13 protein-coding genes are annotated in these 13,436 nt (G+C 68.5%); 7 read left to right on the top strand and 6 right to left on the bottom strand.

All coding sequences use genetic code 11. The features are described 5' to 3' along the window. The first annotated feature begins 96 nt into the window (after window positions 1-96). From FB470_RS00300 to FB470_RS00270, 7 genes are read left to right on the top strand one after another with little or no spacing between them, the layout of a single operon-like run. Window positions 97-828 (top strand): hypothetical protein, encoded by a 732-nt coding sequence (locus FB470_RS00300; RefSeq protein ID WP_306987739.1) that lies wholly within the window; start codon window positions 97-99, stop codon window positions 826-828. Next, window positions 825-1,277, top strand: a complete 453-nt coding sequence (locus FB470_RS00295) for an acyl-CoA thioesterase (protein WP_306987737.1) — start codon at window positions 825-827, stop codon at window positions 1,275-1,277. Before FB470_RS00300 ends, FB470_RS00295 begins: the two co-directional genes overlap by 4 nt. Next, window positions 1,226-2,092, top strand: a complete 867-nt coding sequence (locus FB470_RS00290) for an SDR family NAD(P)-dependent oxidoreductase (RefSeq protein ID WP_442320119.1) — start codon at window positions 1,226-1,228, stop codon at window positions 2,090-2,092. The genes FB470_RS00295 and FB470_RS00290 overlap by 52 nt, the downstream gene beginning before the upstream one ends. A 29-nt stretch (window positions 2,093-2,121) precedes the next feature. Continuing rightward, window positions 2,122-2,904 carry an enoyl-CoA hydratase/isomerase family protein gene (locus FB470_RS00285; protein ID WP_306987734.1) on the top strand — a complete coding sequence of 261 codons (783 nt, stop codon included), beginning with the start codon at window positions 2,122-2,124 and terminating at the stop codon, window positions 2,902-2,904. After that, entirely contained in the window at window positions 2,901-3,932 is a 1,032-nt protein-coding gene (locus tag FB470_RS00280; protein ID WP_306987733.1) for a 3-oxoacyl-ACP synthase III family protein, read from the top strand. Before FB470_RS00285 ends, FB470_RS00280 begins: the two co-directional genes overlap by 4 nt. Continuing rightward, entirely contained in the window at window positions 3,932-5,023 is a 1,092-nt protein-coding gene (locus tag FB470_RS00275; RefSeq protein ID WP_306987732.1) for a beta-ketoacyl-ACP synthase III, read from the top strand. The genes FB470_RS00280 and FB470_RS00275 overlap by 1 nt, the downstream gene beginning before the upstream one ends. Before the next feature lie 23 nt (window positions 5,024-5,046). Then, entirely contained in the window at window positions 5,047-5,277 is a 231-nt protein-coding gene (locus tag FB470_RS00270) for an acyl carrier protein (RefSeq protein WP_306987730.1), read from the top strand. A 21-nt stretch (window positions 5,278-5,298) separates the two neighbouring features. On the opposite strand, the gene FB470_RS00265 is transcribed toward FB470_RS00270, so the two are convergent. Genes FB470_RS00265 through FB470_RS00240 form a run of 6 tightly spaced genes read right to left on the bottom strand, consistent with a single transcriptional unit; the run spans window position 5,299 to window position 12,978 of the window. Next, window positions 5,299-5,967 (bottom strand): TetR/AcrR family transcriptional regulator, encoded by a 669-nt coding sequence (locus FB470_RS00265; protein ID WP_306987729.1) that lies wholly within the window; start codon window positions 5,965-5,967, stop codon window positions 5,299-5,301. A gap of 56 nt (window positions 5,968-6,023) precedes the next feature. Then, complete coding sequence (locus FB470_RS00260) at window positions 6,024-7,571, bottom strand: sugar ABC transporter ATP-binding protein (protein ID WP_306987728.1); 1,548 nt, start codon at window positions 7,569-7,571, stop codon at window positions 6,024-6,026. Further along, a complete protein-coding gene (locus FB470_RS00255) occupies window positions 7,568-8,689 on the bottom strand; it encodes an SMP-30/gluconolactonase/LRE family protein (RefSeq protein ID WP_306987727.1) in 1,122 nt (373 codons plus the stop codon). Before FB470_RS00255 ends, FB470_RS00260 begins: the two co-directional genes overlap by 4 nt. Window positions 8,690-8,698: 9 nt before the next feature. Next, entirely contained in the window at window positions 8,699-10,900 is a 2,202-nt protein-coding gene (locus FB470_RS00250) for an ABC transporter permease (RefSeq protein ID WP_306987725.1), read from the bottom strand. 27 nt (window positions 10,901-10,927) lie between these two features. Beyond that, the gene (locus FB470_RS00245; protein WP_306987724.1) at window positions 10,928-12,004 is read right to left on the bottom strand and encodes a sugar ABC transporter substrate-binding protein; all 1,077 of its coding nucleotides are present in this window, start codon (window positions 12,002-12,004) and stop codon (window positions 10,928-10,930) included. A 47-nt stretch (window positions 12,005-12,051) separates the two neighbouring features. Then, window positions 12,052-12,978 (bottom strand): ABC transporter permease, encoded by a 927-nt coding sequence (locus FB470_RS00240; RefSeq protein ID WP_306987723.1) that lies wholly within the window; start codon window positions 12,976-12,978, stop codon window positions 12,052-12,054. Between the last annotated feature and the right edge of the window lie 458 nt (window positions 12,979-13,436).

Genomic DNA, 13,436 nt, shown 5'->3' with positions numbered 1-13,436 from the left:
GAGAGGATCTTCGTGAAAGTCGGTTCCGTGGACTCGGTCCACGGACGGCGATCAGGCCACTCGTTCCCCGCGGATTCACGGCCCGACGACGGGTCGGTGGAGATCTGGACCGCTCTGGTGGACGACTTGTGCCTGATGGCGTTCGTGGCGTGGAGGCAGCAGCACGACGCGCGCCCGGCAAGGGCTCGCGTCCTCGATTCCATCAGCGAGAACAATCTGGCTCACGCAGAGGAGATGACGGTTGTCTGCCGCGACGGCGTGGCACCTGACCGGGTGCGGCTGACCCGCCGCCCGCCTCGGGACTGGTGGCCGAGTGGTCTGTTCCGGACTTCCGACCAGAGCTGGTCGTCGGTGATCGCCCGGGGGCTCGTCCTGTCAGCCGCTCTGGTGGTCCTGGCCCGGTCGCAGCTCGTCGCCGTCAGCGACCCTTGCTGGCGGCGGGCGATCGTGCTGGTCGAGCGTGGACAGTCGCGGCAATTCGGTCAGTGGAGGCTGGCAGCGGCACCGCTGCTCGCCGAAGCCGGCGCCCGCGCGGAGTTCGAGCAGGACATGCGGGCGACGATGGCCCGCTCGGGCGATCTCTACCGTGCGGGTGCGGCCGGGGCACGCGACGTGGGTGACGTGCAGTGCCATCACGCTCTGCCCGGCGTGCTCCGGCGGTCAGGAATTCCGCGGTCCTGGTTGGCCACGTGGCCCGACTATCCGCGCCGCCGGGGGAACGCCACGGCTGGTCGCGCCACGACCAGCCTGATCGACGATCTGCGCTCCGGACGGGAGTGGCCGCCGGGGCGACGGGTGCGAGGCGCCGGTGCGGCGGTGGAACCATGACCAGGTTCGTCCAGTTCTGCCCGATGCGCTGGTCCGATCTGGACACCCGTGGACACGTTGCCGACATCTCCTACCTGCGCTACCTCGAAGAATCCCGGCTCGAGCTGATCCACCGTTTGCTGCCGCGGTACGAGGCGCAGGATCTGGCCAGTGGCAGTGTCGTCACCCGGCAGTCCATGTCCTACCTCAGGCCGCTGTGCTACCGCGCTGAGCCGATCGTCGTCGAAACCTGGGTCACGGACATGAAGGCGGCGATTGTGCGGTTCGCCCATGTGGTCCGCGATCACGCCCAGGTCTACGTCGAGGGTGAGGCCGATCTCGTCCCGCTCGATCTGAGGTACGGCACACCTCGCCGGCTCAGCGAAAACGAACGCACTCATTTCGGAGCCTACCGGGAGTGTGCGGTGGCCGGCTCCCCGGCAGCATCGATGGCGAAACACGGAGGTTGATCGTGATCAGTGACAGTGGCACGGCGTTCGCGCCGGCCGGTGCGGCGCCGGGGTCCGGGCATCGGGCCACGGAGGGCAGGCTCGCCGGCAAGGTCGCGGTGGTGACCGGCGGCACCCGTGGGTTGGGTCTCGCGATGGCCACCGCCTTTCTCGACGAGGACGCGACCGTTGTCTGCGCGGCCAGGCGGGCGGTTCCTCTCGCCGGACTGGACGGGAGGCACGGCGATCGCGTGCGCGTCGAGACGGTCGACGTCTGCTCGGCGGATTCGGTCCGATCGCTCATGGAGCGCGTGATGCGGCGGTTCGGCCGGGTCGACATCCTGGTTTCCAACGCGGGGGTCAGCCGCAGCGGCAAGATCGCCGATCTCGCCGAACGCGACTGGCGAGAAGTACTGGACACCAACCTCACCGGTGCCTTCTATTGCACCAAGTACGTGGTGCCCTGCATGGAAGCGGCCGGGGGCGGGCGGATCATCAACATCTCGGCCGGTATGTCGTCGCGCGTCGCGCCGGGCGCCGCCGCCTATTCCGCCTCGAAGGCGGCGCTCGAAATGTTCACGCGGGCGTCCGCCGTCGAGCTCGCGAAGAAGGGCATCCTCGCCAACTGCATCGCACCCGGGTTCGTCAACACCGGCATGTACGAGCCCCTGCGCGACGACGAGCGGCTGCGGTCGAGGTACGAGCGCACGATGGTGTCCGGGCGACCGGGGGAACCATCGGAGGTCGCAGCCGCGGCGGTGTTCCTGGCGAGCGGCGAAGGGTCGTACGTCAACGGTCACGTCCTCGAGGTCAACGGCGGTCTGTTGTGGTCGTGACGAAGCGAATCGACAGGAGGGAGTGCACCGTGCACGTCGAGGTGGAGTGGGAAGGCGCGATGGCCACGATCCGCATGGACCGGCCGCCGCTCAACGTCCTGAACCTGGAACTGCTGAACTCGTTGCGCGCGGCGGCCGAGGACGTGGCCACACGACCGGAGATCAAGGCTGTCGTGTTGTACGGCGGTCCGGCGGTCTTTTCCGCCGGCGCCGACATCCGCGAGCTGGAACAGCTCACCGATGAGGACGTGCCCCAGCACGCCAGGGCGATGCAGGACGCCGTGATGTCGGTGGTCCACATCCCGGTTCCGGTGATCGCGGCGATCCGGGGCGCCGCGGTCGGCGGAGGCTGCGAACTCGCGCTCGCCGCTGATTTCCGGGTCTGCGCCGAGGGCTCCCTGATCGGGTTGCCGGAGATCCTGTTGGGTGTCATCCCCACCGGCGGCGGCACCCAGCGCCTGCCTGCCCTGGTCGGCCTGCCCAGGGCCAAGGAGATCGTCTACTCCGGACGGTCGCTCGAGGCGAAGGAGGCCAGGGACATCGGGCTCGTGGACGTGGTGACGGCCGACGGCGAGGTGCTCGCGGAGGCCAGGCGCTGGGCTGCCCGCTACGAGCACAGCTCGGCGACGGCACTTCGCGCGGCGAAGGCCGCGCTCGAGTTCGGCCAGGACGACGGTCTCGGCGCCGAACTGGCGAACTTCGTCGAGTCGTTCCGGGCACCCGACCGGGCCATCGGCATGCGCAGCTTCCTGGACCACGGACCGGGGCGAGCGCGCTTCGGGACCGGTAGCGGAAAAGGCGGGCGGTCATGAGCACTGACGTGGGGATCATCGGCTTGGGCAGGTACCTGCCCAGCGAGATGCGGACGAACGAGGACGTCGCCGCACGTACTCCGGGGGTGAACGCGGAGTGGGTCGGGCGCCGGACGGGGGTGCTGAGCCGGTTCGTCGCCGCACCCGGGGAAGCGGCGTCGGACCTGGCGGCTCCCGCCGCCGAGGCGGCGTTGTCGGCTGCTGGTCTGGACGCCGCGCAGGTGGACCTGCTCGTGGTGGCCACCACAACCGCGGACGAGCCCAGCCCCGCGACCGCGTGCCGGGTCCAGGCCGCGCTCGGCGCCGCCGACGCCGTGTCCTTCGACGTGAACGGCGCGTGTGCCGGCTGGCTGTTCGCCGTCAAGATCGCGCGGGACTGGTTGCGTGACAAGCCAGGAAGCGGTTACGCGGTCGTCATCGGCGTCGAGGTGTTCTCCCGGTTCCTGGACCCGGATGACCGCGCCACAGCCGTCATCTTCGGTGACGGAGCCGCGGCGGCGGTGCTCGGGCCGGTCCCGGAGGGGACGGGTTTCGACGACATCCGCCTGGGCACCGAAAGTGCGCTCGCGGACGCGGTGATCGTGCCCGGGGGTGGCAGCCGGCTGCCGGCCAGCACATCCACAGTGGAGCGTCGTGAGCACACGATCCGCATGGACGGCCGTGCCGTCACTCAGTTCTTCCGGTCCCGGTTCCCACAGTTGCTCTACGGCTTGCTCGACGACCACGACCTGAAGCTCGGCGACATCGATGCCTTCGCCTGTCACCAAGCCAATCCCGTGCTGTTGAAGGCTGTCGCCGCCGAGCACGGTGTCGATCCGGGCAGGCTCATCGTCGTGGCCGACCGGATCGGCAACATCGGTTCGGGATGTACGCCCTACGCGATCGCGGAGGCGGTAGCACGGGATCTCCTGCAGCCGGGTTCCCGCGTCATCCTCGTCGCCTTCGGGGCCGGCATGACGTTTGGTGGCGCGTTGCTGACTTGGGCGCCGGGTGTGAAGTTGCTGGACGCCACGAAGGAGAACCTGTGATGACGACTGCCGGCCTGGTCGGGCTGGGGCTGAGCCTTCCGCCCGACATCGTGTCCAACGAGAGGTTGATCCGCGAGAACGGCCTCGATTCGAGTGACGACTGGATCAGAACAAGGACCGGAATCAGCGCCCGGCGCATGGCGGACGAGTGCACGAGCACCGGAGACCTGGGCGCGGCTGCGGGCGCCGCGGCACTCGCGTCGGCCCGGTTCGCGACCGGAGGCGACGTGCGGCCGGACATGGTGATCCTGGCGACGACCACACCCGATCACCGGTGCCCGTCGACCGCGCCCCACATCGCGCAGCGCCTCGGTCTCAAGGACGTCGCGGCCGTGGACGTGTCCGCGGCGTGCTCGGGGTTCGTGTATGCGCTCTCACTCGCCCATGCACTGGTGGTCGCCGGAGCCTATCGGCATGTTCTCGTGATCGCCGCCGAGACGTACACGACGACGCTGATCGATCCGCACGACCGGGACACGGCCATCCTGTTCGGCGACGGAGCCGGGGCTGCCGTGGTGGCTCCCACGGTGCACGGCGAACCGGGCGCGCTCGAGTCAGTCCGGCTCGGGAGTGACGGCACCGGCCTGAAGGTCTTGCACGTGCCGGTCGGAGGTTCCCGATCACCGTTCCGGATGGGCCAGGGCCCGGCCGAGGAGTTGTACGTCAGGATGAACGGGCGTGCGCTCTACACCAACGCCGTGCGACGGATGACGGCAACCGCACGTGACGCTCTGGCTGGGGCCGGGTGGTCGGTCGACGACGTCGACGTGTTCATCGGCCACCAGGCGAACCAGCGGATCCTGGACAGCGTCGCCGAGCACCTGGGCCTGCCACCGGACCGTCAGCAGGGCAACCTCCGCGACCTGGGGAACACGGCGGCGGCGTCCATTCCCCTGGCGATCGCTGACGCGGCGGTCCGCGGCGCCGCCCGTCCGGGCGATCGCACCCTTCTGGCCGCGTTCGGCGCCGGCTACACGTGGGGCTCGGCGACGCTGCGGTTCCCCGCGGCCATGCCCTACAGCCTCGCTCCGCACTCCGCCGGGGCGCCGATACCCGCGGCCCCGGCACGCCGGGCCACGACCCTGGCTTGAACACGGTTCGAAGAGAGGACATGATGACCGACCGCTATCAGCAGCTGACTCGCACCCTCGTCGAGAAGTTCTCCGCCGACCCGGAGCAGATCAGTCCCGGCGTCACGCTGGCGGAGCTGGGACTGGATTCGCTCGCCGTCGCCGAGTTGTTCATGAATCTGCAGGACGAGTGGAACGTGCCGTTGCAGGACGACATCGATTCGATGGAATTGACCCTCGACCAGGTCCTCGAGCTGGCGGACTCGCGCAGCTGACCGGGTCTCCGGCCGGTGTCGTCACCGGCCGGAGACGCCCTTCAGGTGCTTGGGCCGCTGGTGGACCCCCACGGTCATCAAGGCGATGTCGATGTAACGCTGGGCGACCTCCTCGGGCTGCATCGGTCCGGTGGGGTGGTACCAGCGGGCGATGGACTGGCACATGCCGAGCAGGGCGCGCGCCGTCTCGGCGGGCCGGGTCACCCTGAAGACCCCCTGCAACGTCCCGTCCGTGACGACCCGGACCAGGAGGTCCTCGACCTCCTTGCGGATCGCCGCGTAGTGCCTGCGGTTCGGCGCCGACAGGTACCGCAGTTCGACGTCGAGGGTGGCGAGTTGGACTCGGTGCGTCATGTAGAGGACCACGGCCTCGATCATGTTGACGAACTGCTGCTCCGGCCGGTCGCCGCCGTCCTCCACAGCCGCCCTCGCCCGCCACGCCACCTCGCGCGTGCCCTTCTCGAGCAACGCGACGAACACGCCCTCCTTGTTCTCGTGGTGGTAGTAGAGCGAGGGCACGGTCTGGCCGACCCGGCGCGCGATGTCCCGCACCGAGGTGCCGTAGAAGCCGCGCTCGTAGAAGGCTTCGAGCGCCGCGACCAGCAGGGGGGTCAGGTCGAGTGGCTCGAAGGTGCGCCAGTCCTCCCGCGCGCCCCGCTCCGGATGGGTCTTCCTCGCTGCTGCTTTCACGCCTGTCTACCCGACTTTCGTCCGTTTCCCGGTGCCTGCCAAGGTTACGCCCCGCCTCAGTAGATCGCGGCGTACATGATCTTCTCCTGCGTGGCCTCCGCGCGGCTGAACTCCGCGACGGCCCGGCCGAACCTGGTGACCAGGATGCGATCGGACACGGCGAGGATTTCCGGCAGGTAGGAGGATATGACGATCACGGCTTTGCCCTCGTCGGCGAGCGTCCGGATCAGGTGGTGGATCTCGTCGATCGCGCCGACGTCGACGCCGCGGGTCGGCTCGTCGAAGATGACCACCTCGGGCTCGGCGACCAGCGACTTGCCGACCACCACCTTCTGCTGGTTCCCGCCGGACAGCTCGATGATCTTCGCGTCCGCGTTGATCGCCTTGATGCGCAGCTTCTTCGACCACTCGTCGGCGATGTGCCTGCGCTGCGACCCGGACAGCAGCCACTGCCGCCGGCCCCGGCGCGACGCGAGGTAGCCGAGGTAGATGTTGTCGGCCACGGTCATCGTCTCGAAGAACCCGTCGAGCTTGCGGTCCTCGGTGATGTACACGATCCCGTCGTCGATGGCCTGCTTCGGCACCCGGTAACGGACCGGCTTGCCGTTGAGCAGCACCCGGCCACCGTGGATCCGGTTGCGCTTCAGCGCGCCCGTGATGATCTTCGCCGTCTCCGTCCGGCCGCTGCCGATCAGCCCGGCGATGCCGAGCACCTCACCGGCGTAGGCGGAGAAGGACATGTTCTTCACGACGTTGCCGAGGATCAGGTTCTCGACCTCCAGCACCCGGCGGCGCCGGACATCGCCCTCGCGCGCGGCGGGGCGGTTCCGCGCGGCCCCGTCGAGCGACCGGCCCACCATGTACCTCACGATCTCGTCCCGCGAGGTCTGCTTCGCGTCCAGGCAGGCCACCCGCTTGCCGTCGCGCAGCACCGTGACGCGGTTGGCGATGGCGAGCGATTCCTCCAGCGCATGGGACACGTAGATGATGCCCAGCCCGGCGGCCCGGAGATCCTCGATCACGTTGAACAGGTGCAGGGTCTCCTCCGGGGTGAGGCTCGCGGTCGGCTCGTCGAAGATGACGATCCGGGCACCCGTCCGCAGTGCACGCGCGATCTCGACCATCTGCTTCTTGGCCGCGCCGAGGTTGGACACGTACGCCGTCGGGTCGACGTGGAAGTTCATCGACTGCAGCAGCTGCTGGGCGCCGATGTTCAGCGAGCGGAACCGGGTCAGCAGCTTCTCGTGGCCGAGTTCGATGTTCTGCGCCGCCGTCATCGTCGGCACCAGGCTCGTCTCCTGGTACACCATCGCGATGCCGTGGTCGAGGGCCTCGTACGGGCGCCGGAACGAGACCTCCTCCCCGCCGATGCGCACCACTCCGCTCGAGTGCTGCACGGCGCCGGCGAGGATCTTGCACAGCGTCGACTTGCCCGCGCCGTTCTCCCCGACGAGCGCGTGCACCTCGCCGGCGCGCAGGTCGAAGTCGACCTCGTGGATGGCGTGCACCCCGCGGTAGGTCTTGGTCACCTTCGCCATGTCCACGAGCAGCGTGTCGCTGTCGGCCGGATCGATGTCGAGCTGCTCCACCAGGGACCGGCTCATCGCGCGTCACCCGCCCTCGTGATCAGGACCTCGTCGCCACCGCGGACCGCGATGAACAACCGGTCGCCGTACTGCTTCACCGACGTCACCCCGTGCCGCCGCCCGCCGCCACGGCTGTGCATGCTGCGGACCGGGTAACCGTCCGGGTCCAGCCGGGTCACCAGGCCGTAGGACCGGGGTGGCGCCCATGGCTTGATCACACCGAGCTTGCGGATCTGACCGCCCTGCAGCGGTTCCAGGCCCGAGTCGAGGCCGCGCAGCGCGGGGCGGATCCACAGGTCGGGTTCGATCGTGCGCATCATCTCCTCGACGTAGTCGCGCTGGGTGAGCACGAACTCGACCAGCTGGGTGCGCAGCGCGAACAACGCGAGCCAGTACCCGCCGCCGGAGGCGCGGCTGATCCGCCCCGGGTAGCCGGGCAGGTTGTCCCGGAGCACCTCCGGCCGGCCGGGATCCGGAAGCGGGTACCGCACCAGCCGGTGCGACCACGCCTCGCTGACGACGAGCGCGTCCTCGTCCGCGGTGAGCGTGAGCCCGCTGGGGTGGGCGAGCCCGCGGGCCAGCACCGTGGTCCGGCGGGTCCGCGGGTCGTACCGCAGGAGCCGGCCCAGGGCGTTCTGCTCCATCAGGTCGCGCACCCAGTCGCCGCCGTGGTGGCGCAGCGACCCGTCGGTGACGTAGATCGTCCCGTCGCCGGCCACCGCGACATCGGTCAGGCAGTGGGTGGGCACGCCGTCGGCATCGGCGTCGACGAGGACCTCGGTGCCGCCGCCCTGATCGATGCGCACCAGCCCGAGACCCGCCACGCACACCAGCAGCCCGCCCTCGTGGTCGAGAGCGATCGCGCCGGCATCGCCCGGCACGGTCGCGGTGATCTCGTGGTGGGCGAAGTTCAGGCCGAACCGCCGCACCACCTTGTCGGCCGTGGTGACGTAGAGCGATCCGAACACATCGCGCACCACGTCGTCGGGCTCGGGCAGTTCGTCGATCGACTCCTCGATGCGCTCCAGCGCGTCGTTCGGGGTCAGCCCGCCGTCCAGGGGCGGGATCGCCCGCGCACCGGACCGGCCGGGGAACAGGAACTCCTTGACCAGTTCCCACGCTTCCACTCGTGGCATGGTTCCTCCTCAGCTCACCGACGCGTGGCGCGTCTCGCGTGCCTCACCGGAGGCCGCCTCGGGCAGATCGCGCACCTTGATGCGGCCGATGCGGTTGTTCTCCAGCCCGCCGATGTACAGGTAGCCGTCGTGCTCGCGCATCGACGTGATGGTGGAGTGCTTCTTCCCGCCCGGGTCCCAGTAGGTGTCGAGCACCTCGCCCTGCTCCGACACCCGCACCACGCAGCCGTGGTTCATGCTCGGGTAGAGCCATTCGTCGCGCGAGATGCGCTTCATCATGCGGCGGCGGAACTTCGGCATGCGCATCGCGAGGTCGTAGGCGGGGGAGCGCATCCCGCAGATCGCGACCCAGTAGGCCCCGCCGGAGGCCCGGTTGATGTTGTCGACGTAGCCGGGGAAGTTGTCCATGAACACCTCGAGCCGGCCCTTCTTCGGACCGCTGTGCCAGTACCGCAGGATGCGGCACAGCCAGGTCTGGGCGATGAGCACCGACTCGCCGTCGTGGGCGCAGCACACGCCGTTGGGGAAGACGAGGTCCGGCACCACGGTCCGGGTCTTGCCGGTGGCCGGGTCGTAGCACAGGAGGCGCCCGTTGGGCCGCCCCTCGATCCCGTCGAGAACCCAGTCGGCCATCTCGAACCTGTTGGTGGCCTCGCTGAAGTAGATCTTGCCGTCCGGCGTGATGTCCAGGTCGTCGGGCAGGCGCAGCCTCGAGTCGTCGCGCAGCCGCGTCCACGTCCGGCTGGTCTCGTCGGAGAGCTTGCGGTGCTTGCCATCGGGTGAGACCGAGTACAGGCCCATGCCGCCGACGCACACGATCAGGTTGCCCGCGGAGTCGAAGGCCAGGCCCAGCGGGTGCCCGCCGATGCGCGCGAACACCTCGCGATCGCGGTAGTCCTCCCCGGAGAACCGCAGGATCCAGCCCTGCCGGGTGCCGCAGTAGATCCGGCCCTGGTCGTCGAGGATGACGTCCTCGGGGCCCTCGACCTCGCCGAGACCGATCTCCTCGGCGTCGCCAAGGCGGTCGTTGATCTCGTACGGCGTGCCCGAGCCCGGCCGGACGTCCGGAGGGGGCCCGTACTCGACGAGCGTCGGGTTGACGTAGGTCTTCTGGATCGCCTTGCCGCGGTTCTTGCCCCACTTCGTATCGATCCCGACGGCGAGGATCAGCACGACGGCGAGCGTCGTCTGCAGGACCTCGCCGCCGACGTCCATCAGGAGCAGCCCCTTGCCCAGCAGGGTGATCGTGGCCGCGCCGATGAACGCCCGCCACACCGTTCCCTTGCCGCCGGACAGGCTGATGCCGCCGAGGATCACCGCGGTCAGGACGCTGAGTTCCATCCCCTCGCCGACCCGGGCGCTGGCGCTGCCGAGGCGCGCGGCGTAGAAGACACCGGCCAGGGCGCACAGGGCGCCGGAGAACACGTAACCCAGCAGCAGGACCCGTTCCACCCGGATGCCGGCGTGCCGCGCGGCGCGACGGCTCGCGCCGACGGCGGTCACGTGCCATCCCAGCCTCGACCTGCTGAGCAGGATGTGTCCCGCGACGAGCACGACGAGCAGCGTGACGAAGCTGAACGGGATTCCCGCTACCTTGCCGGTGCTGAACCAGTCCCAGACCGGGTCCATCAGGAAAACGGTCGCGGTCTGCGCCGAGTAGTGCAGGTCGAGCAGGTTGAGGACGCCCCGGAAGATGATCAGCGTGACGAGCGTGGTGAGGAACGGCCTCGCCTTGAGGTAGGCGACGATCGAACCGTTGATCGATCCCAGCACCGCCCCGGCCATGATGGTCAGCAGGATCGCCGGCACGACGGGAACACCCACGACGGTGATCAGCAGGAGGACGACGATGTTGCACAGGCCGAACATCGAGCCGACGGACAGGTCGATCCCGCCGGAGATCATCACGATCGCCATGCCGAGGCAGACGAGGGAGATCTCGGCGAGCTCGGCCGCCGACGACAACAGGTTCGCGCTCGTGGCGAAGCCCGGTGCGGCGATCGAGAAGAAGATGATCACGCCGACCAGGATGGCCAGGGGGATGGCCGGTTCCATCCACCTCTTCTCGAAGAGCTCGGCGAACAGTTGCTGCAGGGAGAACCGGTACCGCAGGTGCCGGAGCCGGGTGCCGAAGTTCTCGTTCTCCAGGACGTTGCGCTCTGGAGGCCGGCGCCGGGCAGAGGTGGGCCGGACTTCCGTACTTGCCGTCATGGCGGGTCCCTCTCGGTGCCGGGCTGGTCAGGAAACGGTGAGCCCGTCGCTCTTGCCGTCGTAACACATGTTCGGCTGGTTCCAGTTGGTCCGGTCGATCTTGACCAGGGGCGTGTAGTCGGCGATGCGCGCGGTGCCCGGCGCCTGACCGGACTGCAGGAGGTACTTGGAGATGGCGACGATGTCCTTGCCCTGCGTGGGCACGGAGTAGCCGTAGGACTGGTAGAACATCCCGTCTCGGATGCCCTCGCAGGCGATGGAGCTGTGGTCGGAGGTGAACACCTTGACCTGGCCGAGCTTGCCGGCCTCCTTGATCGCCGCCGCCGAGCCGTACTGCATCTGGTCCCAGAATCCCCAGCTGGCGCACAGGTTCGGGTGCTGCTGGATCACCGTCGCCGTGATGTCGTGCGCTTTGGTGCGGTCCCAGTTCGCGGCCTGGGTGGACACGATCTTGATCTCCGGGTGCTGGTCGAAGATCTCCTTGGCGCCCGCCATGACGTCCAGGGTGAAGCCGGAGGTCGCGTCGCCCTGGACGATCTGCACTTCGTGCGAGGTGGGCGTGTTCGCCCCGCACTGGCCAACGATGTCGGTCGCGATGCGACGGCCGAGGTCGATGGTGTCGGCGCCGACGAACGCGTCGGACTTGTAGTTGGAGACCATGTTGATCTGGATGACGTAGATCCCCGCCTGCTGCGCCTGCTGGATGAGCTTGGCCAGGATCTGGACGTCGAAGTTGTGCACCACCAGCACGGCCGGTTTCTCGTTGATCAGCGACTGCACCGCTTCGGCCTGTTTCGCGGTGTCCCAGTTGGGATCGCGCAGGACGTAGTTCATGCCGGCGGCCTTGAAACCGGTCTCCATCTGCCGGTTCCACTCCTCCATCAGCGGAGTGCCCAGTCCCACCGGGACGAAGGCCACCGTCTTGCCCTCGATGCTCTGCAGGGCGTGGTCGCGGAGCTCGCCCGCCGACGCGGTCGGCGGAATCTGGCCGCTGCTCGTCGACGCCGAATTCGCCCTGGTGCCGGTGGAACAGCCGGTCGCGATCAGTGTCGCGGCCGCGCCGAGTGCGAGAGCGCGCAAGGCGCGGGTACGAATTGGACGCATGGGAGGACCTCCTTGTCCTTTGTGGAAATTCCGGGATGTGCGGGGCGTCAGTCGCCCTGGCGGACGGTCTCCTCGTCGCGTGGGTGCAGCCGGTTGTCCAGCACGAGCGCCGCCAGCAGGATCAGACCCTTGATGATGTCCTGCTCGTGGGTGTTCATGTTCAGGATCGTCATGCCGTTGAGCATCACGCCGATCAGCGCGGTGCCGACGACGACGCTGAGCACGCTGCCCCGGCCGCCGACCAGGCTGATGCCGCCGACCACGACGACGAGCAGCACGTCGTAGATCAACGAGCCGTCGATGACCTGCGTGTTGAGTCCGCCGACCGCGCCGGCCGTGACCAGCCCGCCGACGAACCCGATCGCGGCGCTGGCGGTGTACTCGACGATGGTCAGCGGGCGGACGGCGATACCGGTGATCGCTGCCGCGCCGGCGTTGTCCCCGTGCGCGTAGATGAAGCGACCCGACCGGGTGCGGGTGAGCAGCAGCTGGGCGAGGACGGCGACGACGGCGAACACGATGATGGGGACCGGTATCCCGAGCACCGTGCCCTGTCCGAGCGCCAGGACGAACCGGCGGTCTCCGGGCAGCTCCGCGATCAGTCCGTCCAGGATGGTCGTCCGGGCGAGGCCGTAGACCAGCAACCCGGAGGCCAGTGTCGCGAAGAGCGCCGGGATCTCGACGAACGCGATCAGGAACCCGTTCAGCAGGCCCATGATGACGACGATGCCGAGACCGGCCAGCAGCGCGACCGGCGTGCTGACCGGTGTCCGCATCAGCTGGATCGCCACCGCGGTGGCCACGCCCATCGAGGCGATCAGCGAGAGGTCCATGCCTCTGGCGATCACCACGACGGCCATCGCCACGCCGAAGATCCCCAGCGAGGAGACGCTGCGGACCAGGTTGACGAGGTTGCTGACGTTGAGGAACCCGTCGAGGGTCAGGCTGAACACCACGAAGAGGGCCACGACCACGAACAGGACTATCTGTTCCTGGGAAATTTTGTTCGTGAATGACGATCGTAACCCCGAGAGAACTGCGCTCATCGTCGCTCCATTGTCCGAGGCGCGGGTTGTCTAGCGAGCACTAGATAGGATTGACGGGAAAGATACACGGGTTTGCATTCCAGACAAGTCCTCGGGGCGAGCATGGCCGAGTTACCACCCGTTGGGGTGAGGCGGCGAAGTCCGCGAGCGCCTTGTCGCGGTAACGCTTCGGTATCACGCTCCCGTCTGTTGTAGGCCCTTCGATGGCGCCATCTGAGGCGGAAATGCGTGGTGTACAAGGAAGTTTCAGTCCTGAATGGTCAAAGGTTCAACTGGTTCGGCTCGCCGACAGCGGTTGTCCGGAAGGCGAACTTGACAAACCCGCCCGCGCGTGCCCTACTTATCGGGCGTTAGATAGCCAGTGGTGCTCACGGACGCGGCAGGGA

It is taken from the genome of Amycolatopsis thermophila (assembly GCF_030814215.1).
In the GTDB taxonomy this organism is placed as follows: domain Bacteria; phylum Actinomycetota; class Actinomycetes; order Mycobacteriales; family Pseudonocardiaceae; genus Amycolatopsis_E; species Amycolatopsis_E thermophila.
This window is presented reverse-complemented; position numbering and strand designations above follow the sequence as displayed.

Excerpts from the sequence above, each read along its gene's own strand:
- FB470_RS00295 (WP_306987737.1), top strand. The coding sequence starts at position 825 with ATGACCAGGTTCGTCCAGTTCTGCCCGATGCGCTGGTCCGATCTGGAC.
- FB470_RS00280 (WP_306987733.1), top strand. The coding sequence starts at position 2,901 with ATGAGCACTGACGTGGGGATCATCGGCTTGGGCAGGTACCTGCCCAGC.
- FB470_RS00275 (WP_306987732.1), top strand. The coding sequence starts at position 3,932 with ATGACGACTGCCGGCCTGGTCGGGCTGGGGCTGAGCCTTCCGCCCGAC.
- FB470_RS00270 (WP_306987730.1), top strand. The coding sequence starts at position 5,047 with ATGACCGACCGCTATCAGCAGCTGACTCGCACCCTCGTCGAGAAGTTC.
- FB470_RS00260 (WP_306987728.1), bottom strand. The coding sequence starts at position 7,571 with ATGAGCCGGTCCCTGGTGGAGCAGCTCGACATCGATCCGGCCGACAGC.
- FB470_RS00255 (WP_306987727.1), bottom strand. The coding sequence starts at position 8,689 with ATGCCACGAGTGGAAGCGTGGGAACTGGTCAAGGAGTTCCTGTTCCCC.
- FB470_RS00250 (WP_306987725.1), bottom strand. The coding sequence starts at position 10,900 with ATGACGGCAAGTACGGAAGTCCGGCCCACCTCTGCCCGGCGCCGGCCT.
- FB470_RS00245 (WP_306987724.1), bottom strand. The coding sequence starts at position 12,004 with ATGCGTCCAATTCGTACCCGCGCCTTGCGCGCTCTCGCACTCGGCGCG.